The organism is Bhargavaea ullalensis, assembly GCF_042432615.1.
Classification (GTDB): domain Bacteria; phylum Bacillota; class Bacilli; order Bacillales_A; family Planococcaceae; genus Bhargavaea; species Bhargavaea ullalensis.
The window spans coordinates 73,137-95,715 of sequence record NZ_JBHLWY010000006.1 but is presented as its reverse complement, the minus strand read 5'-3'; the positions used below and the strand labels follow the sequence as shown (position 1 = coordinate 95,715).

At 59.4% G+C, this 22,579-nt stretch carries 18 protein-coding genes and 1 other annotated feature; of the genes, 17 read left to right on the top strand and 1 reads right to left on the bottom strand.

Annotated elements, in window-relative coordinates; translation table 11 throughout:
• Positions 1 to 239 precede the first annotated feature (239 nt).
• The 16 genes from ACFFIY_RS01870 (at position 240) to ACFFIY_RS01795 (ending at position 19,017) form a co-directional block, all read left to right on the top strand.
• Positions 240 to 1,019: a YlmH family RNA-binding protein gene (locus tag ACFFIY_RS01870; protein ID WP_354196175.1), complete on the top strand. Its 780-nt coding sequence runs from the start codon at positions 240 to 242 to the stop codon at positions 1,017 to 1,019.
• Positions 1,020 to 1,117: 98 nt separating this feature from the next.
• Positions 1,118 to 1,630: a DivIVA domain-containing protein gene (locus ACFFIY_RS01865; protein WP_354196177.1), complete on the top strand. Its 513-nt coding sequence runs from the start codon at positions 1,118 to 1,120 to the stop codon at positions 1,628 to 1,630.
• A gap of 66 nt (positions 1,631 to 1,696) precedes the next feature.
• Positions 1,697 to 1,916: a binding site (T-box leader), on the top strand.
• A 76-nt stretch (positions 1,917 to 1,992) separates the two neighbouring features.
• Positions 1,993 to 4,755: an isoleucine--tRNA ligase gene (gene ileS / locus ACFFIY_RS01860; RefSeq protein ID WP_354196179.1), complete on the top strand. Its 2,763-nt coding sequence runs from the start codon at positions 1,993 to 1,995 to the stop codon at positions 4,753 to 4,755.
• A gap of 559 nt (positions 4,756 to 5,314) precedes the next feature.
• The gene (lspA, locus tag ACFFIY_RS01855) at positions 5,315 to 5,803 is read left to right on the top strand and encodes a signal peptidase II (RefSeq protein ID WP_376837157.1); all 489 of its coding nucleotides are present in this window, start codon (positions 5,315 to 5,317) and stop codon (positions 5,801 to 5,803) included.
• Positions 5,803 to 6,714, top strand: coding sequence for an RluA family pseudouridine synthase (locus ACFFIY_RS01850; RefSeq protein ID WP_354196181.1), 912 nt, complete (start codon positions 5,803 to 5,805; stop codon positions 6,712 to 6,714). Before lspA ends, ACFFIY_RS01850 begins: the two co-directional genes overlap by 1 nt.
• A gap of 202 nt (positions 6,715 to 6,916) precedes the next feature.
• The gene (gene pyrR / locus ACFFIY_RS01845; protein WP_354196183.1) at positions 6,917 to 7,456 is read left to right on the top strand and encodes a bifunctional pyr operon transcriptional regulator/uracil phosphoribosyltransferase PyrR; all 540 of its coding nucleotides are present in this window, start codon (positions 6,917 to 6,919) and stop codon (positions 7,454 to 7,456) included.
• A 61-nt stretch (positions 7,457 to 7,517) separates the two neighbouring features.
• Positions 7,518 to 8,804, top strand: coding sequence for a uracil-xanthine permease family protein (locus ACFFIY_RS01840; RefSeq protein ID WP_354196185.1), 1,287 nt, complete (start codon positions 7,518 to 7,520; stop codon positions 8,802 to 8,804).
• A gap of 144 nt (positions 8,805 to 8,948) precedes the next feature.
• A complete protein-coding gene (locus tag ACFFIY_RS01835; protein ID WP_354196187.1) occupies positions 8,949 to 9,827 on the top strand; it encodes an aspartate carbamoyltransferase catalytic subunit in 879 nt (292 codons plus the stop codon).
• 1 nt (position 9,828) lies between these two features.
• Positions 9,829 to 11,106: a dihydroorotase gene (pyrC, locus tag ACFFIY_RS01830; RefSeq protein ID WP_354196189.1), complete on the top strand. Its 1,278-nt coding sequence runs from the start codon at positions 9,829 to 9,831 to the stop codon at positions 11,104 to 11,106.
• Entirely contained in the window at positions 11,106 to 12,212 is a 1,107-nt protein-coding gene (locus ACFFIY_RS01825; protein ID WP_376837155.1) for a carbamoyl phosphate synthase small subunit, read from the top strand. Before pyrC ends, ACFFIY_RS01825 begins: the two co-directional genes overlap by 1 nt.
• A complete protein-coding gene (gene carB, locus ACFFIY_RS01820; RefSeq protein WP_354196193.1) occupies positions 12,205 to 15,402 on the top strand; it encodes a carbamoyl-phosphate synthase large subunit in 3,198 nt (1,065 codons plus the stop codon). Before ACFFIY_RS01825 ends, carB begins: the two co-directional genes overlap by 8 nt.
• A complete protein-coding gene (locus tag ACFFIY_RS01815) occupies positions 15,399 to 16,169 on the top strand; it encodes a dihydroorotate dehydrogenase electron transfer subunit (RefSeq protein ID WP_354196195.1) in 771 nt (256 codons plus the stop codon). The genes carB and ACFFIY_RS01815 overlap by 4 nt, the downstream gene beginning before the upstream one ends.
• The gene (locus tag ACFFIY_RS01810) at positions 16,166 to 17,080 is read left to right on the top strand and encodes a dihydroorotate dehydrogenase (protein WP_354196197.1); all 915 of its coding nucleotides are present in this window, start codon (positions 16,166 to 16,168) and stop codon (positions 17,078 to 17,080) included. Before ACFFIY_RS01815 ends, ACFFIY_RS01810 begins: the two co-directional genes overlap by 4 nt.
• Complete coding sequence (pyrF, locus tag ACFFIY_RS01805) at positions 17,077 to 17,790, top strand: orotidine-5'-phosphate decarboxylase (protein ID WP_354196199.1); 714 nt, start codon at positions 17,077 to 17,079, stop codon at positions 17,788 to 17,790. Before ACFFIY_RS01810 ends, pyrF begins: the two co-directional genes overlap by 4 nt.
• Complete coding sequence (gene pyrE, locus ACFFIY_RS01800) at positions 17,787 to 18,422, top strand: orotate phosphoribosyltransferase (RefSeq protein ID WP_354196201.1); 636 nt, start codon at positions 17,787 to 17,789, stop codon at positions 18,420 to 18,422. The genes pyrF and pyrE overlap by 4 nt, the downstream gene beginning before the upstream one ends.
• Before the next feature lie 349 nt (positions 18,423 to 18,771).
• Positions 18,772 to 19,017, top strand: a complete 246-nt coding sequence (locus ACFFIY_RS01795; RefSeq protein WP_354196203.1) for a hypothetical protein — start codon at positions 18,772 to 18,774, stop codon at positions 19,015 to 19,017.
• A 255-nt stretch (positions 19,018 to 19,272) separates the two neighbouring features.
• Here the strand turns inward: ACFFIY_RS01795 and ACFFIY_RS01790 are convergent, their stop codons facing one another.
• Positions 19,273 to 21,168: a multicopper oxidase family protein gene (locus ACFFIY_RS01790; protein ID WP_354196205.1), complete on the bottom strand. Its 1,896-nt coding sequence runs from the start codon at positions 21,166 to 21,168 to the stop codon at positions 19,273 to 19,275.
• 153 nt (positions 21,169 to 21,321) lie between these two features.
• Between ACFFIY_RS01790 and ACFFIY_RS01785 the strand changes: the two genes are divergently transcribed.
• Complete coding sequence (locus ACFFIY_RS01785; protein WP_354196207.1) at positions 21,322 to 22,569, top strand: erythromycin esterase family protein; 1,248 nt, start codon at positions 21,322 to 21,324, stop codon at positions 22,567 to 22,569.
• Positions 22,570 to 22,579 lie beyond the last annotated feature (10 nt).

Here is a 22,579-nt window from a genome sequence, read left to right as displayed (position 1 = left end):
TTACGAAACTTTGCGTTATTCATCTTGATTGAACCGCCGTATACCGAACGGTACGTACGGTGGTGTGAGAGGTCGGGGGTTAGTCACCCCCTCCTACTCGATTGGCAGGCGGGCGAGACTGGCCGGGTTAAGCCGGGCGGAAGCGAGGATACTGGCTGTGAATGCCGGGAAACAGGACGTGATTGTCCGGATGGCCGGCCCGTTTCGAACGTTTTGGAGTACACAGGGAGGTAAAGAGGATGGAACAGGGGATAGAACAGCATTTCAGAAAAGAGGAGCAGCCGTTCCTCGATGCGGCGGCCGGCTGGGCGTCGGAAGTCGAGGACCGGTATGCGCCGAAGCTCACCGGCTTCCTGGATCCGCGTCAGCGGTTCATCGTCCGGTCGGTTGCGGGCGGACGCGATTTCGTAATTGCGGAATCGGGCGGGCTTCCCGGTGCGGAGCGGCGCCGGCTGCTCATTGCGCCGCCTTATCTGGAGCCGGCGGAAGAGGACTTTGAGATTGCCGTCATGGAAATCCGCTACCCGGTGAAATTCGCGGAGATCAGTCACCGGGATGTGCTCGGCTCCCTCACCGGGCTCGGGATCGACCGTTCCCGGTTCGGGGATATCCGTGCCGGTGACGGGATCATCCAGTTTGCGGCAGACGTTCACCTGCGCGATTACCTCATTGCCAACCTCCTGTCGGTCGGAAAGACGAAAGTGCGTGTTTCGCAGCTGAAGGAGCCGTCGGCGCTGATCGAGGAAATGGAAGAATGGGAAGAGCAATCGGTGACAGCGGCTTCGCTCCGGCTGGACGCGGTGCTGGCTGCCGTGCTCAATCTGTCGCGCCAGAAGTCGGCGTCACTCATCCAGTCCGGCAAGGTGAAGGTGAACCACACGGTCCGCGAGTCTCCCTCGTTTGAACTGTCCGAAGCCGATCTGCTGTCTGTGCGCGGACATGGCCGCATCCGGGTCGATGAAATCGGCGACCGCACGAGGAAGGGGCGGATCCGCCTGGATGTCGGCCGGCTGGTATGACCCGCCGTCCCTGAATTTTTTCAAATATCCGTGTCACCGGCTCCGGGGGCATGTATAATAGGGGCAACAGAGAACACTTAAAGGGGAGATGCAACGCAATGGCTCTGACACCGCTTGATATACATAACAAGGAATTCGGCCGCTCGTTCCGCGGGTATGATGAGGACGAAGTGAATGATTTCCTGGAACAGGTGATGAAGGACTACGAGGCAGCCCTCGAAAAAACCAAGCAGCTGGAGAGCCAGCTGAAAAATGAGAGGGAGCGGGTCACTCATTTCACGACGATCGAAAACACGCTCCAGTCCTCGATCCTCATCGCACAGGAGGCGGCGGAGGAAGTGCGCCGCAATTCCCAGAAAGAAGCGAAGCTCATCGTGAAGGAAGCGGAGAAGAACGCCGACCGTCTCGTCAATGACGCCCTGTCGAAGGCCCGCAGGATCGCCATCGAGATCGAGGAACTGAAAAAGCAGTCGAAAGTGTTCCGGAACCGTTTCCGGATGCTCGTCGAGGCGCAGCTTGAGCTGATCCAGACGGATGACTGGGACGTCCTCATGGGTTATGAAGTGGACACGTCCGAACTCGAGAAGCTGGAGAGGGACGGGGAAGAATGACCGGTCCTTGACCTGGAATCACGGATTCATTATAATAACGTCAAGCTGAAAGAATCGATTTTTTGAAAAATGGCGATGACGGAGACAGTAGTGGCGGCGGATGCCCAAGCGAGCCGGGGAAGGTGCGAGCCCGGTGCAGAAGCCGTACATGAAGATCCCTCCACAGCCGGAATGCGGAACCCGAGTACGCATTCCCGGTAACACCCCGTTACGGTGTCCGAGAGGCGGCATGCATTTGTGTGCCGCAATGAGGGTGGTAACGCGGGCAGAGCGCCTCGTCCCTTTGTGGACGGGCGCTTTTTGTTTTGTCTAAAACGAGGACGGGTGCCGGGCACGCCGTTTATTTCAGAGGAGGAAACAGGATGGATTACAAGAGCACGCTGCTCATGCCGAAGACCGACTTCCCGATGAGAGGAAATCTGCCGAAAAACGAGCCGAAGATGCAGGAGAAGTGGGCGGAAATGGACATCTATGCAAAAGTCCAGGAGCGGACGAAAGGACGTCCCTTCTTCGTTCTCCACGACGGACCGCCTTATGCGAACGGGGACCTGCACATGGGCCACGCGCTGAACAAGGTGCTCAAGGACATCATTGTCCGGCACCGTTCGATGACCGGGTTCCACGCCCCTTATGTGCCGGGCTGGGACACGCACGGGCTGCCGATCGAGCAGGCGCTCGTCAACAAGGGCGTCAACCGCAAGGAACTGTCGGTCGCGGAATTCCGAAAGCTGTGCGAAGAATACGCCTACGAGCAGATCGACCGCCAGCGCACGCAGTTCAAGCGCATCGGCGTCCGCGGCGACTGGGACAATCCGTACATCACCCTGAAGCCGGCGTTCGAAGCGCGCCAGATCGGCGTCTTCGGCGACATGGCCAAAAAAGGCTATATCTATAAAGGAAAAAAACCGGTTTATTGGTCTCCGTCAAGCGAGTCTGCGCTGGCGGAAGCCGAAATTGAATACAAAGACAAACGGTCCCCGTCGATCTACGTGGCTTTTCCTGTGAAAGACGGAAAAGGCGTCCTCGAGGAAGGCGTGAAGTTCATCATCTGGACCACGACCCCCTGGACGATCCCGGCAAACCTCGGCATCTCGGTTCATCCGGAATTCGTTTATTCCGTCGTGAAAGCGGACGGGGAAACATACGTCATCGCAAAGGACCTCATCGGGCAGGTCGGCGAAAAGCTCGGCTGGAACAGCGTGGAAACCGTGAAGGAACTGAAAGGCGCGGAACTTGCCCATATCGTGGCCGAACATCCGCTTTATGGCCGGGACTCCCTCGTCATCCTCGGCGACCATGTGACGATCGATGCCGGAACCGGCTGCGTGCACACGGCGCCGGGACACGGGGAAGATGACTTCAGGGTCGGAAAGGCGAACGGTCTGGACGTCCTCTGCCCGGTCGACGACAAAGGGTATATGACCGAAGAGGCACCGGGCTTTGCCGGCCTCTTCTACGATGCGGCGAACAAGCCGATCACCGAAGCACTGAAGGAAAAAGGCGCGCTGCTCGGGCTCGAGTTCATCACCCACTCGTACCCGCACGACTGGCGTTCAAAGAAGCCGGTCATCTTCCGGGCGACGGCCCAGTGGTTCGCCTCGATCGAATCATTCCGGGAAGACCTGCTGAAGGCGATCCGGGAAACCTCGTTCACCCCGGCATGGGGCGAGACGCGTCTGTATAATATGGTCCGCGATCGCGGCGACTGGTGTATTTCCCGCCAGCGTGCATGGGGCGTTCCGATTCCGGTGTTTTATGCGGAAAACGGCGAGCCGGTCATCACCGACGAAACGATCGGCCATATCCAGGAACTGTTCCGTGAGCACGGTTCAAACATCTGGTTCGAACGCGAGGCGAAAGACCTGCTGCCGGAAGGCTTCGAGCATCCGGGCAGCCCGAACGGCAAGTTCACGAAGGAAACCGACATCATGGATGTCTGGTTCGACTCCGGCTCCACCCACCAGGGCGTGCTTGTGGAGCGTGACGATCTCGTTTATCCGGCCGATCTTTATCTCGAAGGGTCCGACCAGTATCGCGGCTGGTTCAACTCGTCCCTCACGACGAGCGTCGCCGTCTGCGGCCGCGCGCCGTACAAAGGCATCCTGAGCCACGGCTTCACGCTTGACGGCGAAGGCCGCAAGATGAGCAAGTCGCTCGGCAATGTCATCGTGCCGGCGCAGGTGATGGACCAGATGGGGGCAGACATTCTCCGTCTGTGGGTCGCTTCCTGCGACTACACGGCCGATGTGCATGTCGCCGACAGCATCTTCAAGCAAGTGTCCGAAGTGTACCGGAAAATCCGCAATACGCTCCGCTTCCTTCACGGCAACCTGTTCGACTTCGATCCGGCGAAGGACCGTGTGGCCTATGAAGATCTCCGTCCGGTCGACAAGTACATGGACCTCAAGCTGCAGAACCTGATCCGCACGGTGCGCGGCGCGTACGACCGGTATGAGTTCATGACGGTCTACAGCGCAGTGAACAATTTCTGCACGGCGGATCTCAGCTCGTTCTATCTGGATATCGCGAAAGACGTCGTCTATATCGAAGCACCGGACAATGCACACCGCCGCGCGATGCAGACCGTCATGTACGACACGCTCATCGCACTGCTCAAGCTCATGTCGCCGATCCTGTCGCACACGGCCGATGAAATGTGGAGCTACCTCGAGCACGAAGCGGAAGAAAGCGTCCAGCTGACCGACATGCCGGATGCCCGCCCGGCAACGCAGGAGGACGAGGCGCTCCTCGCACGTTTCGGCCGTCTCATGGAAGTCCGCGACGACGTGCTGAAGGCGCTCGAAGAAGCACGGAACGAAAAGACGATCGGCAAGTCGCTTGAAGCCGCCGTCACGCTGTATGTGCCGGAAGACCTGAAGGCGCAGTTTGCAGCGGAAGACATCGATTTCGCCCAGTTCTTCATCGTTTCGAAATTTACCGTCGGCGGCAACCTTGAACATTCGCCGGCGGATGCGACGGGCTCCGTCGTCCGAGTCACCGTCGAAAAAGCCGACGGCGAAAAATGCGCACGCTGCTGGTCCGTCCCCGGCACGGTCGGAGACGACCCGTCCCACCCGGACCTCTGCGCCCGCTGTGCGGAAGTCGTGGCCAACCATTACGAATAATGACCAAGGAAAAGCCGTCCATCGAGGACGGCTTTTCTGATGGAGAAGGGTTTCGGAGCAGATCATGCGAATCGGCATTCATTGTGTCTGTGTTTTCCATCCGGCGAAGAAATCACACAAGGAACCGGAGGTTATCGCTCCACGAATTCACTCGAACCGGCAACGCGCTCACTCGCGGGGTCTATGATTCCACTCGCCTTGTCAACGCGCTCACTCACGGGGTCTATGATTCCACTCGTCCCATAAGCACCCTGTATCGTGTCAAAGAACCCCATCAGCCGAAGAAATCCGCTCGCTTCCCGCGGGCCGATCCCCGGGCTGCGCTCTGCGGGATCTTCGACGGACGCTTTTCCCGCCGGTCATGCAGATTTCTTAACCTGAGTGAAATTATTCCGAGAACCGGATACATTCTCTCCCCGATGCGTACGGTTCACGCCCCGATAAACCGTACGCATCGATTCATTCCGGGCTTCCTGCCCGGGCAAGCGGTGAACTTGCACTGCGCCACTCCGCTCCGTGTGGTAAAATGGGTTAGATTCCAACCGACGGAGGATAAACTGTGAATATTTTTTATTACGCCATTGCGGCAGCCGTCGTCGTCCTTGATCAGTGGACGAAGTGGCTTGTCGTCAAACATATGGAGGTCGGCGAGCGGGTCGGGATTCTTGATCCGTACCTCGGGCTGTTGTCCCACCGGAACCGGGGGGCGGCTTGGGGGATGCTGCAGGGGCATATGTGGCTCTTCTATATTGTGACGATCATTGTCGTGGGCGGCATCCTGTATTACTTTCACCGTCACGGCAGAGAAGGCGGCGCCGCTTTCCGGACGAGCCTCATGCTGCTGCTCGGCGGCGCAATCGGCAACTTCATCGACCGGCTGCGCATGGGAGAGGTCGTCGACTTTGTCGATGTGCTCATCCCGGTCATCCGCTACGATTTTCCGATCTTCAACGTGGCCGATGCCGCTCTGACATTCGGGGTCATCATGCTGATCCTCCATATGCTGCTGGAAGAAGTCAAAGAAAAGAATAAGAAAAAGGTGTCTTGATGGAAAACTATTCAATCACAGTAACGGCGGATCTGGACCGCACACGCATAGACAAGGCGCTGCCGTCCGTCCAGCCCGACTGGACCCGCTCCAAGATCCAGGGCTGGATCAAAGACGGACTCGTCCGTGTCAACGGCGGGCAGGTGAAGCCGAACCATGTGCTGAAAGAGGGCGACCTGGTGGAGATCGGCGTGCCGGAACCTGAACCGCTTGAAATCGTTCCGGAAGACCTTGGCCTGGAAATCGTCTATGAAGACGGCGATGTGCTCGTCGTCAACAAGCCGCGAGGCATGGTCGTCCATCCGGCGGCAGGGCATGCGACCGGTACGCTCGTCAACGGGCTCATGCATCACTGCACCGACCTGTCGGGCATCAACGGCGTGCTCCGGCCGGGCATCGTCCACCGGATCGACAAAGACACGACCGGTCTCCTGGCTGTCGCGAAAAACGACCGGGCCCATGTGTCGCTTGCCGGTCAGCTGTCGGAAAAAACGGTGACGCGCAAGTACACCGCGCTTGTACACGGCAATATCGACCATGACAAAGGAACGGTCGATGCGCCGATCGGCAGGGATCCGAAAGACCGCCAGAAGATGACGGTGATTGACGGCGGCAAGCCGGCGGTGACGCACTTCACCGTCCTTGAGCGATTCGGCGACTTCACGCTCATCGAATGCCGCCTTGAGACCGGCCGCACCCATCAAATCCGGGTCCACATGAAGTACATCGGCCATCCGCTTGCCGGGGATCCGAAATACGGCCCGCGGAACACGATCGAATTCGGCGGCCAGGTGCTCCACGCCGGCGTGCTCGGTTTCGTCCATCCGGAAACGGGTGAGTACATGGAGTTCGAAACGCCGCTGCCGGAGGACTTCCGGGCACTTCTTGAAAAACTTCGTTCCCGCCGTTGACAGGCCGCCCGGCAAAGGTGTATAGTTAGGCGAATCAATCAAATACGAACCTTTAAATTCGGTCCGGAGAGGCCGGGAAGGTTGTACGGGAAGTCCGCCAGCCCATGCTGAATGCATGGCCTGCCGGACCGAATTCTGCACATATGCCCTCCTGCCATTCCGGCGGGAGGGTTTTTCATTTATTCATGAAGGAGGAACCGGTGTGGGACAAAAAACAAACCTGCTGGACGAAAAGGCGATCAGCCGGGCCATCACCCGGATTGCCCATGAAATCATCGAACGCAACAAAGGCGTGGAGGGCTGCATCCTCGTCGGCATCAAGACAAGGGGCGTCCACATCGCCAGCCGGCTTGCGGACAAGATTGAACAGATCGAGGGCATGCCGATTGAAAAGGGTGAACTCGATATCACGCTGTATCGGGACGACATCCGCAAGCAAGGGATGGAGGCGCCGCTCGTGCAGCAGATCGACATCGAGCAGGACGTCAGCGACCGGAAAGTGATCCTTGTCGACGATGTGCTTTACACGGGCCGCACAGTCCGGGCCGCTATGGATGCGGTGATGGACATCGGACGGCCGTCGAGCATTCAGCTCGCAGTCCTCGTTGACCGGGGACACCGCGAACTGCCGATCCGTCCGGACTACGTCGGAAAGAACGTGCCGACATCGAGCGAAGAGCGGATCACAGTGGAACTGGCGGAGACGGACGGGACGGACAGCGTCTCTCTTGAAAAGGCCTGACCCGGGCGCATCGCCCATCCGATAAACCGAAACTCTACAGAAAGACAGGAGACCGGATAACATGGCAAAAGCAGTTCTCGACATCAATGATCGGCCGTCAAACGGCAAATGGCTGACGCTCAGCCTTCAGCATATGTTTGCAATGTTCGGCTCCACCATCCTCGTGCCCCAGCTCGTCGGGCTTAGCCCGGCCATTGCGCTCCTCACGAGCGGGATTGCGACCATCGTGTTCATTCTCGTGACGCAGTTCAAGGTTCCGGCCTATCTCGGCTCCTCGTTCGCGTTCATCATCCCGATTCAGGTGGCGACACAGGCGGGAGGGATCGGCAGTGCGCTCATCGGCAGCCTGTTCGTCTCGCTCGTGTATGCGATCGTCTCGCTGGTCATCTGGAAAACCGGCTACAAGTGGATCATGAAGATCCTGCCGCCGGTCGTCGTCGGGCCGGTCATCATGGTGATCGGGCTGGCGCTTGCGCCGACGGCGGTCCAGATGGCCAGCACGATCGACGTGGACGGCACGAACACGTACAGCTTCCTGCACTTCTCTGCGGCACTCGTGACGCTTGCAACAGCGGTCGTCTGCATCATTTTCTTCCGGGGCATCATCAGCCTCATGCCGGTGCTGATCGGCATCGTCGCCGGCTATATCTATTCTGCGGCGATCGGCATCATTGATTTCACACCGGTCCGGGAAGCGGGCTGGTTCCAGGTGCCGGAGTTCCTTCTACCGGGCATCGACTACAGCTTCCACATCACGCCGACCATCCTTCTCGTGATGGTGCCGATCTCGATCGTGACGATTTCCGAGCATATCGGGCACCAGCTTGTCCTGGGCCGGATCGTCGACCGGAACTTCATCAAGGAGCCGGGCCTCCACCGTTCACTCCTCGGCGACGGCATCGGGACGCTCATCAGCGGGCTCGTCGGCGGGCCGCCAAAGACGACATACGGCGAAAACATCGGCGTCCTGGCGCTCACCCGGGTGTTCAGCATCCACGTCATCTTCGGGGCTGCGGTGTTCGCGATCGTCTTCTCTTTCCTCGGAAAGCTGATGGCGCTCATCGCGACCATCCCGCAGGCGGTGCTCGGGGGCATTTCGATCCTCCTGTTCGGAATCATCGCCTCCTCGGGGCTTCGCATGCTCGTGGAGCACGGGATCGACTTCGACAATCAGCGCAACCTGGTCATCGCCTCGGTCATTCTCGTGACCGGGATCGGCGGGGCGGCCATCCAGATCAGCGAAACCTTCAAGATCGAGGGCATGGCGCTCGCCGCCATCCTCGGCGTCCTGCTCAACCAGATCCTGCCGGGCAAGCCGGAGGGGAAGGAAGCGGGCGACACCGAATAATCAACGCCTTTTAACTGCATCCGGGAGATGCGGAAAGGCCTTCATGCAACGGACGGCGGGCGCAGTTTGCCCCGGCGGGTCCGGCTGGAGCCTTTCCGCACCCGGGAAAGGCTTTTTTGATACATATTAAGGGGGACGGACATCATGGACCATCTGCTGTCGATGAAACAGCTCGGGAAAGAGGGAATCCGCAGCCTGCTGGCGCGGGCCGCCGAATTGAAGGCGGGCGAACCCCATGCACTCGGACGGGACTACGCCGTCAGCAACTTGTTCTTTGAACCGAGCACACGGACGAAGACGAGCTTTGAAATGGCGGAGCAAAAACTCGGGCTGTCTCCTTTGCCGTTTGAAGCGGGGTTCTCGAGCACGCTCAAGGGAGAGTCGCTGTACGATACGGTGAAGACGCTGGAGGCGATCGGACTGGATGCGCTCGTCATCCGCCATCCCGAAGACGGCTACTATAAAGAGCTTGAGGGCCGCACATCGGTGTCGATCATCAACGGCGGAGACGGCTCGGGCCAGCATCCGACACAGTCGCTGCTCGACCTGTTCACGCTGCAGGAGGAGTTCGGAAAGCTCGAAGGCCTCAAGGTGACGATCGCCGGCGATGTGGCCCACAGCCGCGTCGCCAAGTCGGACCGCGATGCGCTCGAGCTGTTCGGAGCGGAAGTCCGCTACCTCTGTCCGCCGGAATGGCGGGGAGATTTCGAGGCGGTGGATGACTGGGAGGACGTGCTCGGCGAGTCCGATGCCATCATGCTGCTCCGCGTCCAGCACGAACGGCACGGAGGCGGCGAAGACTTCGCGCCGGAAGCGTACCATGCACGCTACGGCCTGACGGAGGACCGGGCCGCCCGGATGAAGGAAGGGGCGATCATCATGCACCCGGCCCCCGTGAACCGCGGCGTGGAAATCGCCGGATCGCTCGTCGAAGCTCCGAGGTCGAGGATCTTCCGGCAAGTGGAAAACGGCGTTTATGTGAGAATGGCAGTTCTTGAGACGATACTGAAAGGGAGAGATTGAGATGGGCACACTGATCCGAAACGTACGCACGCTTGACCCGAACGGGGAACTGAAGGAAACCGATATTCTGATCGAGGACGGCATCTTCAAGGAACTCGCCGCGGAAATCAGCCCGGAAGGCCAAGAAGTGTTGGACGGCGAAGGGCGCTTTGCCGCACCGGGATTCATCGATGTCCATATCCATCTCCGCGAACCGGGCGGGGAGCACAAGGAAACAATTGAAACCGGCACGCTTGCGGCAGCGAAAGGCGGCTTCACGACCGTCTGTGCCATGCCGAACACCCGTCCGGTGCCGGACACGGCGGAAACTCTCGGCACAGTGAACCGGCTCATCGAAGAAAAAGCGCTTGTCCGCGTTCTCCCTTACGCATCGATCACCATCCGGGAGGCCGGCAAAGAGCGGACCAACATGGAAGAACTGAAGACCCACGGTGCGTTCGCCTTCACGGACGACGGCGTCGGCGTCCAGGAAGCGGGCATGATGTTTGAGGCGATGCAGGACGCCGCAAAGCTGGACATGCCGGTCGTCGCCCACTGCGAAGACAACACGCTCATCTACGGCGGGGCGATGCATGACGGGAAGCGCAGCCGCGAGCTCGGCATTCCCGGAATCCCATCGATCGCCGAGTCTGTTCATATCGCGCGCGACGTGCTGCTCGCAGAGGCGGCGGGAGCCCACTACCACGTCTGCCATGTGAGCACGAAAGAGTCGGTCCGGGTCATCCGCGACGCCAAGCGTGCCGGCATCCGGGTGACGGCGGAAGTGACGCCGCACCATCTCCTCTTGACCGAAGATGACATCCCCGGCGATGACGCCGACTGGAAGATGAACCCGCCGCTCCGGGCGAAGGAAGACCTCGAGGCGCTCCATGAAGGGCTGCTTGACGGCACGATTGATGTGATCGCGACGGACCATGCCCCCCACACGGCCGACGAAAAAGCGGCCGGCATGGAAAAAGCGCCGTTTGGCATCACGGGCCTTGAGACGGCGTTCCCGCTCTTGTATACGGAGTTCGTTCAAACCGGCAAGTGGACGCTGAAACAGCTGACGGACTGGCTGACGGCAAAGCCGGCAGACGTGTTCGGCTTTGAATTCGGTGAGATCAAAGAAGGGAAACCGGCGGACCTTGTGCTGCTCGACCTCGGGACCGAACGGGCGATCCAACCGGAAGAATTCGCATCAAAAGGGAAAAACACTCCGTTCGGCGGCAAGGTCTGCAAGGGCTGGCCCGTCATGACGGTATTTGGCGGAAAAATTGTATGGCAGGAGGAACAATGATGACTGAAAAAAGATATCTGATCCTGGAAGACGGCACGGTATTTGAAGGCGAGGCGTTCGGCGCCGGACGCGGCATGGTCGGGGAAGTGGTCTTCTCCACCGGTATGAGCGGCTATCAGGAGGCGCTCACCAATCCGTCGAACATCGGGGCGATCACGGTGATGACTTACCCGATGATCGGCAACTACGGCGTCAACCGGGATGATTCCGAATCGGTCGATTTCCATCTCGGCGCACTCGCCGTGCGGGAGATCACCGGCCAGCCGTCAAACTTCCGCTGCGACCAGGACCTCGCCTCTTATATGAAAGACCGGAACATTCCGGGCATCGCGGAGATCGACACCCGCAAGCTGACCCGCATCATCCGCGACAAAGGCACGATGAAAGGGATGCTGACGGAAGCGGGCAAAGACGTTGATGTCGAAACGGCGCTCACTGTGCTGGCAGCCTCGGATTTCACGACCAACCAGGTGGAGTCCGTTTCAACAAAGCGTCCATACCCGAGCCCGGGCCGCGGCAAGCGCGTGGCCATTCTCGACTACGGCATGAAGCACGGCATCCTCCGCGAGCTGAACAACCGCGGCTGCGACGTGCTCGTCGTCCCGCATGACACGAAAGCCGAAGATGTGCTTGCCTGGCATCCGGACGGCATCCTTCTCTCAAACGGACCCGGCAACCCGCAAGACGTCGAGGCGGCTCCGGAATTCATCCGCGGCATCCTCGGCAAAGTGCCGGTGTTCGGCATCAACCTCGGCCATCAGCTGCTCGCCATCGCCTGCGGCGCGACCACTTACAAGATGAAGTTCGGGCACCACGGCGGAAATCACCCGGTCAAGGACCTTTCGACCGGCCGTACGGAGATCACCGCACAGAACCACCAGTTTGCCGTCAATGCGGATTCCCTCGAAGGCACGGGCCTTGAAGTGACCCACACTGCATTGAATGACGGTACGGTCGAAGGGCTCAAACACCGGGAACACCCGGCCTTCTCCGTCCAGTTCGACCCGGAAGCTTCTCCTGGGCCGGAAGATTCGAACCACCTGTTCGACCGGTTCATCGACCTTATGGAGCGCCAAAACGGAAAGGAGCAGCACATCAATGCCTAAACGTACAGACATCGAAACCATCCTCGTTATCGGCTCGGGCCCGATCGTCATCGGCCAGGCCGCAGAATTCGACTATGCAGGAACACAGGCCTGCCTCTCACTGAAAGAAGAGGGATACCGGGTCATCCTCATCAACTCCAACCCGGCCACGATCATGACCGACACGGAAATCGCGGACAAAGTATACATCGAGCCGATCTCGCTTGACTTCGTATCTCGCATCATCCGCAAAGAGCGCCCGGACGCCATTCTCCCGACGCTCGGCGGCCAGACAGGACTCAATATGGCGATCGAGCTGCACAACTCGGGCATCCTGGACGAGCTCGGCATCGAAATTCTCGGCACGAAGCTCGACGCGATCAACAAAGCGGAAGACCGAGAACTGTTCCGCTCGCTCATGAACGACCTCAACGTGCCGGTTCCCGAAAGCGAGATCATCCACAACCTCGACGAAGCCAAGGCATTCGTTGAGCAGATCGGCTATCCGGTCATCGTCCGTCCGGCCTTCACGCTCGGCGGCACGGGCGGCGGCATCTGCCACGACGCCCAGGAACTCGAAGAAATCGTGGCAAGCGGTCTGAAATACAGCCCGGTCACACAGTGCCTCCTTGAGAAGTCGATCGCCGGCTTCAAGGAAATCGAGTTTGAAGTGATGCGTGACTCCGCGGACAACGCAATCGTTGTCTGCAGCATGGAAAATGTCGACCCGGTCGGCATCCACACCGGCGACTCGATCGTCGTGGCGCCTGTCCAGACCTTGTCGGACCGCGAAGTCCAGATGCTCCGCAACGTTTCGCTGAACATCATCCGCGCACTCGGCATCGAAGGCGGCTGCAACGTCCAGCTCGCACTCGACCCGGACAGCTTCAACTTCTACGCGATCGAAGTGAACCCGCGCGTCAGCCGGTCGTCCGCGCTCGCATCGAAGGCAACAGGCTATCCCATCGCCAAGCTCGCCTCGAAGATCGCAGTCGGCTTGACGCTCGATGAAATGCTGAACCCGGTAACGGGCAAGACCTATGCATGCTTTGAGCCGACGATTGACTACATCGTCGCCAAAATCCCGCGCTGGCCATTCGACAAGTTCGAAAGCGCAAAACGGAACCTCGGCACTCAAATGAAAGCGACCGGCGAAGTCATGTCGATGGGCCGCACGTTCGAGGAAGCGATCCTGAAAGCGGTCCGCTCCCTTGAAACCGGACTCGACCACCTCGCACTGAAGCACGGTGAGGAACTCGAGATGGACTGGATCGAGAAGCGCATCCGCCGCGCGGGCGATGAACGGCTCTTCTTCATCGGCGAAGCGCTGCGCCGAGGCGTGACGGTCGAGACGATCCATGATTGGAGCAAGATCGACTTCTTCTTCCTGAACAAGCTTGCCAAGATTGTTGCCTACGAAGGAACACTTGCGGACAATCCGTTTGACCGCATGTCCGCCCGCAAGGCGAAGCGGATGGGCTTCTCCGACCGGACGATCGCCGCGCTCTGGAACAGCGACGAGCGCTCGGTATACGAATGGCGCACCGAGCAGGGCCTCATCCCGGTGTACAAGATGGTGGATACGTGCGCGGGCGAGTTCGAATCCGAGACACCTTACTTCTACGGCACATACGAAGATGAAAACGAGTCCGTCAAGACGGACAAAGAGAGCGTGATCGTCCTCGGCTCCGGCCCGATCCGCATCGGCCAGGGCGTCGAGTTTGACTACGCGACCGTCCACTCGGTATGGGCCATCCAGGAAGCCGGGTACGAGGCGATCATCATCAACAACAACCCGGAAACGGTGTCCACCGACTTCTCGATTTCCGACAAGCTGTACTTTGAGCCGCTGACGATTGAAGACGTCATGCACATCATCGACCTCGAGCAGCCGAAGGGCGTCATCGTCCAGTTCGGCGGCCAAACGGCGATCAACCTGGCAGCGGCGCTTGAAGCACGCGGCGTGAAGATTCTCGGCACGACGCTCGAAGACCTCGACCGTGCGGAAAACCGCGACAAGTTCGAACAAACGCTGCATGAAATCGGCATCCCTCAGCCGCTCGGTAAAACTGCCGTCTCATCCCCGGAAGCTGCCGTCATCGCAAACGACATCGGCTACCCGGTCCTCGTCCGGCCATCGTACGTGCTCGGCGGCCGCGCGATGGAAATCGTCTATAACGAGGAAGAGCTCCTCCATTATATGGACCACGCCGTCGAGGCCAGCCCTGAACATCCGGTGCTCATCGACCGTTACCTGACCGGGAAGGAAATCGAAGTCGACGCGATCTGCGACGGCGAGAACGTCCTGATTCCCGGGATCATGGAACACATTGAACGGGCGGGCGTCCACTCCGGCGACTCGATTGCGGTCTACCCGCCGCAGAGCCTGTCGCTGGAGCATATTGACACGCTCGCGGACTACACGGAACGGCTGGCAAGGGGCCTCAAGATCGTCGGCCTCCTGAACATCCAGTACGTGATCGCGGAAGGCAAGGTATACGTCATCGAAGTGAACCCGCGCTCAAGCCGGACGGTTCCGTTCCTCTCGAAGATCACGGGGCTCCCGATGGCCAACATTGCAACGAAGGCGATCCTCGGACAGTCGATCACGGAACAGGGCTACCCGACGGGTCTCGTCGAGCCGGGCGAAGGCGTGTACGTAAAAGTGCCGGTGTTCAGCTTCGCGAAACTCGCACGTGTCGACATCACGCTCGGACCTGAGATGAAGTCGACGGGTGAAGTCATGGGCAAGGACACGACGCTTGAAAAGGCGCTTTACAAAGGACTTGTCGCATCGGGCATGGAAATCCGCAACCACGGGACGGTGCTCCTCACGGTCGCCGACAAAGACAAGGATGAAGCGGCGGAAATCGCTGCGCGGTTCGCCGATATCGGCTACCAGCTCCTCGCAACGGCCGGAACCGCGGAAGCGCTACGGGAAGCCGGCCTCCGCGTCCAAACCGTCGGCAAGATCGGCGGTGAGGGCCAGACGCTCATTGATGTCATCCAGAAAGGCGAAGCCCAGTTTGTCATCAACACACTGACAAAAGGCAAGCAGCCGGAAAGAGACGGCTTCCGGATCCGCCGGGAAACGGTTGAAAACGGCGTTCCGTGCATGACCTCGCTCGATACGGCGAAGGCGGTCCTCCGCGTCCTCGAATCGATGACATTCTCCGCGGACGCCATGCCGGCAGGAGAGGTCCGCGCATGATCCGGAACGAACGGATGGAAGTCGTGGCCCAACAAGAAATCGCCCAAAACATCTTTGAGCTCGTCCTGAAGGGGAAACTGGTCGAAGACATCGGAACCCCCGGTCGTTTTGTCCACATCCGGACGACGGACGGCTTCGATCCGCTGCTCCGGCGCCCGATCAGCATCTCATCGTCGGACAGCGGGGAGGGCACGATGACGCTCATCTACCGGGCGGAAGGCAAAGGGACTTCTCTGCTGGCGCAAAAGACGGCCGGCGAAGAGGCCGACGTGCTCGGTCCGCTCGGCAACGGGTTCCCGCTCGCGCCGGCCAAGTCCGGCGACCGGGTGCTCATCGTCGGCGGCGGAATCGGCGTGCCTCCGCTCTACGGCCTGTCGAAAAAGCTGAAGGCGGCCGGTGCCGAACCGGTTCATGTGCTCGGATTCCAGTCGGCGGACGTCGCTTTTTATGAGGAAGAGTTCAGCGGGCTCGGGGAAACGCATATCACGACCGTCGACGGTTCCGCGGGCACCCGGGGATTCGTCACGGACGTGATCCGGCAACTCGGCGACTTTGATCTGTATTACAGCTGCGGGCCGATCCCGATGCTTACGGCCGTATCGGACATGATGGAAGGCACGGAAGGCTATCTGAGCTTCGAAGAACGGATGGGCTGCGGGATCGGCGCCTGCTTCGCCTGCGTGTGCCACACCGATGCAAATGAAAAAGGCTATGTGAAAGTTTGCTCGGACGGACCTGTGTTCCGGGCGGGGGTGGTGAAACTATGAACCGGCTGCAGGTGGAACTGCCTGGACTCAATCTGAAAAACCCGATCATGCCGGCAAGCGGCTGCTTCGGGTTCGGCAAAGAATATGCACAGTTGTACGATCTGTCAAAGCTCGGCGCCATCATGGTGAAGGCGACGACGCTTGAGCCCCGCTACGGCAACCCGACGCCCCGCGTCGCGGAAACGCCGTCCGGCATGCTGAATGCGATCGGCCTTCAGAATCCCGGCCTTGAAAAGGTCGTTTCGGAAGAACTGCCGTGGCTTGAGCAGTTTGACGTGCCGATCATCGCAAATGTGGCGGGCTCCGAAACAGAAGATTACGTGGCGGTCTGCGAGCGGATTTCCAAGTCGCCGAATGTCCATGCGATCGAGCTCAATATCTCCTGCCCGAACGTCAAATGCGGCGGCATCACGTTCGGCACGGATCCGGCGATCGCCAAGGAACTGACGCAGGCGGTCAAGGCCGTGTCTTCGGTGCCGGTGTATGTCAAGCTCTCGCCGAACGTCACGGATGTGACGGCGATTGCCCGTGCGGTCGAAGAAGGCGGCGCGGACGGACTGACGCTCATCAACACGCTTGTCGGCATGCGCTTTGATCCCCGCACCGGGCGGCCGGTCATCGCGAACGGCACAGGCGGCCTGTCCGGTCCCGCAGTCAAGCCGGTGGCGCTCCGCATGGTGTATGAAGTGACCAGTTCCGTCTCGATCCCCGTGATCGGCATGGGCGGTGTCGCCGAAGTGGATGATGTCATCGACTTCATGTCGGCGGGCGCGAGCGCCGTCGCGGTCGGCACGGCCAACTTCGTTGATCACTTTGTCTGTCCGAAGCTGATTGATGCGCTGCCCGGACGCTTGGACGAACTCGGCATCGGAAACATTACCGAACTGACCGGAAGGAGCCACCGGCTATGAATGACTCACCGATCATCGCACTTGATTTTCCGGCCCCGGATGATGCGCTGGAATTCCTCCGGGACATCCCCGGCAGGCTGTCCGTGAAAATCGGGATGGAACTGTACCTGCAGAACGGACCGTCGGTCGTGGAAAGAATCCGGGAAGCCGGCCATGACATTTTTCTCGACCTGAAGCTTCATGACATCCCGAACACGGTCGGCCAGGCAATGAAGGGCCTGGCGCAACTCGGCGTCGGCATGGTGAACGTCCATGCGGCGGGCGGGCGGGAAATGATGGAACGGGCGCTTGAAGGGCTCGAAGCCGGAACACCTGCGGGAGCGGAGCGTCCGGCGCTGATCGCCGTCACGCAGCTCACTTCGACCGGGGAAGACCAGATGCGTCTCGAGCAGGGGATCGCGGGCACGCTTGAACAATCCGTGCTCCGCTACGCCCGACTCGCGAAGGATTCCGGGCTGGACGGCGTCGTCTGCTCGGTGCATGAAGCGGCTGCCATCCGGTCCGCCTGCGGAGAATCGTTCCTGAAGGTGACACCGGGCATCCGGCTTGCCGGAGGGGAATCGCAGGACCAGAAAAGAATCGCAACGCCGCTTGAAGCCAGAAAGTCCGGCTCGACGCACATCGTCGTCGGACGGGCCATCACGAAGGCGGCCGATCCGGCAGAGGCCTACGGCGCAGTGAAGCGGCAATGGGAGGAATGGAACCGATGACAAACAAAAAAGAAATCGCAGAGGCGCTCCTTTCGATCGGAGCGGTCCGGTTCAGCCCGGACGAACCGTTCACATGGGCATCGGGCATTCAGTCGCCGATCTACTGCGACAACCGGCTGACGATGTCCCACCCGGAAGTCCGTCGCCTCATCGCCAAAGCACTTGCCGGGCGGATCCGGGAAGAATTTCCGGAAACCGAAGTGGTCGCCGGAACGGCAACCGCCGGCATCCCGCATGCCGCCTGGGTGAGCGAAGAGCTGGACCTGCCGATGATTTATATCCGATCAAAACCGAAAGGCCACGGCCGCGGCAACCAGATCGAAGGGGAAATCGGGGAAGGCGCCAAAACCGTCATCATCGAAGACCTCATCTCGACCGGCGGCAGCAGCCTCACCGCAGCCAAAGCCGCTGCGGAAGCGGGGTCCGATGTGCTCGGCGTCGCCTCGATCTTCACGTACGGCCTTGACCGGGCAGAAGACAACTTCAGGGAAGCCTCCCTGCCGCACTTCAGTCTGACGGACTTTGAGGCACTTGCCGAAGCAGCCGCAGAAAGCGGCGCCGTTGAAGGCGACAAGCTGCCCGGTTTGGTCGAATGGCACCGCAAGCTGAAAACCGGCGAATTGAATGAATGATTCCGGGGGCGAGAACACTCTTTTCCCCCTTCTCATACTGCAGTCAAGTGAGCAGCTCTATGCTCCTTTGACTGCAGTATTTATGTTTAACCGACTGATTGTCCCGGTTAGCGATACATCAACGAGTTTAATCACTGCAGACGAAATGAGCCTATGCTCTTTTGATTGCAGTTTTTCCTTTTCCTGAATAACCTTCGGAATTCCGCTGCGGGCCCTCGCTTACCGCGGGCGTCGCCTCAGCCTCCTCGAGCTTCGCTCTGCGGGGGCTTCGACGAACGCTTTTCCCGCAGGTGTCTCGGTCCCTCCGCTTCAATCGGCTCCAAGCGCATTAAGTCAAGCGGCTTCTTCCATGTCATTGAGAAATGCGAAAGTGTCAAGAGGGCTACTTATTTGGGTCCGGCTGGCGGTTCCCGGTGCATTGATCGTCGCGGACAATGCGAAGCGTTGGACAGCCACGCTTCATGAATTCACTCACCCTGTCAACGCGCTCACTCACGGCGTCTATGATTCCACTCACCTCGTCAACGCGCTCACTCACAGCCTCAATGATTCCACTCATCCCGGACAGCACTTGGATTGTGTCCAAGAACTCTAATCAGACAAAGAAATCCGCTCGCTTACCGCTGGAATCGCCTCAGCCGGCGGCAATACGAAGATTAAGACATCTGCGTCCAAAAGCAAAGCGTTGGACAGCAACGCTCTGACTGCGTCCAAAAGCGAAGCGTTGGACAGCAACGCTCTGCGTATTTCTTCCCCTTCTGACTAAAACTTTCACAGGGAGAACTGGACACAAGCAAAAAAAACGTACGGCCGGAAGCAAAGCTTTCCGTCGTACGGTTTTTGTGTCCGCTCAATATTTTTTCCTTCTTCTTCGTCGCCTGCGCTTTTGCTGCATGGCGGGAGGCGTTGACCCGGGCCTTGCGTCCGCCGGGGTATCCGCCTCGCCCTCAGTCCGATTCGGATCCAGGGGTTTTCCGCACGGAATCTTTTCTGGCGCGAGCTTGCCCGCCGCTTCCCGGCAGGACCGGAAACTCTTTTCAAGCTCCGGCTCTCCGTCGCCGTCCGTCCGGTTTTCCGTCTCCGGCGGGGTCGCTTCGGTTACGGGTTCGTCGGCAACCGGCACATCCGGCGGACCATCCGGATTTTCCTGCAACTGCCCGGTTTCGTGCTGCAGCGGGGGAGGCAACATCGGATGACTGTCTTCGATGACCGTGACCGGGCGCATCATGTCGTGGTCTTCATGTTCGAGGAAGTGACAGTGCCAAATATAGTGGCCGGCGTGTTCCTTGAAATGCATAAGGATCGAGGTCATTTTGCCGACATCGGCTTTGACGACATCTTTCCATCCGCGTTCATAGTCACGCGGCGGCTCGAACGGTCCGGTCCATTTGAGGATGCCTTCACTCTCAAATAGCTCCGTATCAAACGGGCGTCTCCCCAAAATCTTGAACTGAACAAGGTGCACATGGATCGGGTGCTGGATCGGCGTCAGGTTCAAGAAATTCCACTTCTCCATACTGTCGAGCGCCGGCTTTTCGGAAGCCGGATCGTGATACATCCGGTCATTGAGCATGAGCATCGGCCGGCCGTATTCATCGGTCGAAGCCGTGAGCGGCAGGTCCCGGACAACCTGGACAAGCTCTTCATTGAGTTCCATGCCGGGTCTGAGGGTTTCGGGAATCCGACTTGTATCTTCTCCGCTCAGCGGAAGGCATACGCGGAACTGCATGACGACGCCTGTGTGCTCATCGGGAGGGAATTCAGTGTCTTCATTGATGAGCTCGAAACACTGTCCGTTCATGCCGGAGAAGTCAATGATGACATCCGTCCGCTCCGCGGGCAGCAGCTCGATGCATGCCAGTTCCGCGGGTGCCTCAAGAAATCCGCCGTCCGTTCCGATCTGGTGGAACACGGCGCCGTTTGACAGGCTCAGGATATAGGGCCGCCTGTTGGAGGCGTTCAGAATGCGGAACCGGTACTTTCTCGGCTCTACGCATAGATGCGGCCACACTTTTCCGTTCACTGTGATGGTGTTGCCGAGCACGCCCGGCGTGATGGACGGATGGACCGTCACCGGAAACGGAGGGGAATCGGGATAAAACAGGCTGCCGTCTTCATTGAACGAACGGTCCTGGATCATGAGCGGGATCTCAAAGTCGCCGCCCGGAAGTCCGAGCCGGTCTTCAAGCGCATCCCGCAGCAGATAAAAGCCGGCAAGGCCCGCGTATACGTTGAGGCGGGTGAGGGACATGGCGTGGTCATGGTACCAAAGAGTGGTACCGGGCTGGTGATTCGTGTAGGAGTGGACGGCTTTCGTGAACTTCGGTCCGGTCAACTCATAGTCTTTCGTGTACCACGCCTCCGGATGTCCGTCACTTTCCCAGGCAACGTTTGCGCCGTGCAGATGGACGACGGTCCGCACGTCCGGTGCATCAAATGAGGAATGTAGCGTCCGGTCAATGGGGAGAAAGTGCTCCTCGGGGAGCCGGTTCAAGTATTTTACATGAGTCGTCCTGTCTTTTCTGGCCTCGATTGTCGGGCCCGGAAGAAGGCCGTTGTACCCCCAGATGGAGGTCGCCGGGAACGAACGGTGGAACCGGTGCAGGTTCTCTTTCATTTCGAGTTCATAATACTGGCCGCCGGGATACTCCCTGTTGGCGACTGGCTGTGCAACAGGCGGTTTCTGGAGTCCGTCGACGAACTTCGGAATCGTCGACGGATCGGCCGGATTCACTCGTCTTGTCATCGCTGGTCATCCTTTCTTGTTTAGCCGCAATCTGATTCTCTATAACGTATGAACAGATTGCTTGGAGGCATGGACATTGAGCGGAAAGATGACAGGCTGACGATTCTCGAACCTGAAGTGAGGGTAGGCTGTGGATAAGAGGAGGGATCGGGCGTGCCGAAAAAACTGATGAAGGCCATCCGGGAGCATGCGCTGCCGCTTGACGAGACGTCCATCGGCAGGCTGGTCGAAGAGGCGGGAGAGGCGGATCTCGTATTGCTCGGGGAGGCATCGCACGGCACCGCGGAGTTCTTCGAGTTGAGGGCGGAGCTGTCGAAGCGGCTGATCCGGGAAAAGGGCTTTACGGTCGTCGCGGTTGAAGGGGACTGGCCGTCCGCGCAGCAGGTGAACCGATACGTCAGGGGCCTCTCCGCGTACAGTTCGGCCGGCGCGATGCTTAAGGCTTCGTTCGTGCGCTGGCCGGAGTGGATGTGGGCGAACCGTGAAGCGGAGCATTTCCTGCAATGGATGAGGGAGGAAAACCGAACCAGGGCGGATGGCGAAAAAGCGGGCTTCTACGGGCTCGATCTGTATAGCCTGTATGAATCGATCGATGAGGTTCTGGGGTTCCTGGAGTCGCGCCCTTCCTACGGGGTGGATTTAAATAAGGCCCGCAAGGCGTTTTCCTGCTTTGAACCGTACAACCGGATGCCGGAGCATTATGCGCTTTCGGCCGCGCGCCTCACGGATGAGTGCATCGGGGAAGTGGCAGATCTGCTTGCTTCCATCCGTGTGCGCGAAGAGCGGGACGGAAACGGAACCGAAGGGGACCTTGACCTGAAAATGAATGCGCTCGTCGCGAAAAATGCGGAAGAGTATTACCGCTCGATGCTGCAGGACGACGCAGTCTCCTGGAACATCCGGGACACCCACATGGCGGAAGTGGCGGCCGGCCTCATCGATCATCACGGGAACGGCACAAAAGTCATCATCTGGGCGCACAATACCCATGTCGGCGATGCTTCCGAAACTTCGATGAACCGGGACGGCATGATCAATCTCGGACAGCTTGTGCGCGAACGGTACGGAAAGGACCGGGTGTTTGCGCTTGGCTTCGGCACGTACGCCGGATCAGTCATCGCCGCGGAGGAATGGGGGCTTCCCTTTGAGCGGATGACGGTGCCGCCGGCCAAGCTGGGCACGTGGGAAGGGCAATGCCACGCGGCGCTCGGTGATGACGGAGTTCTGTTGTTTGATGAAGAAAACCGGCGGCTGTTCTCTGGATGGACCGGCCACCGTGCGATCGGTGTCGTCTACAACCCTGAGTTTGAGGCATACGGCAATTTTGTCTCCTCTCGTGTCGGGCAAAGATACGACGGCTTCGTCTTTTTCAACCGGACAGAGGCCCTTCACCCGCTTTAACCTAAAAGAC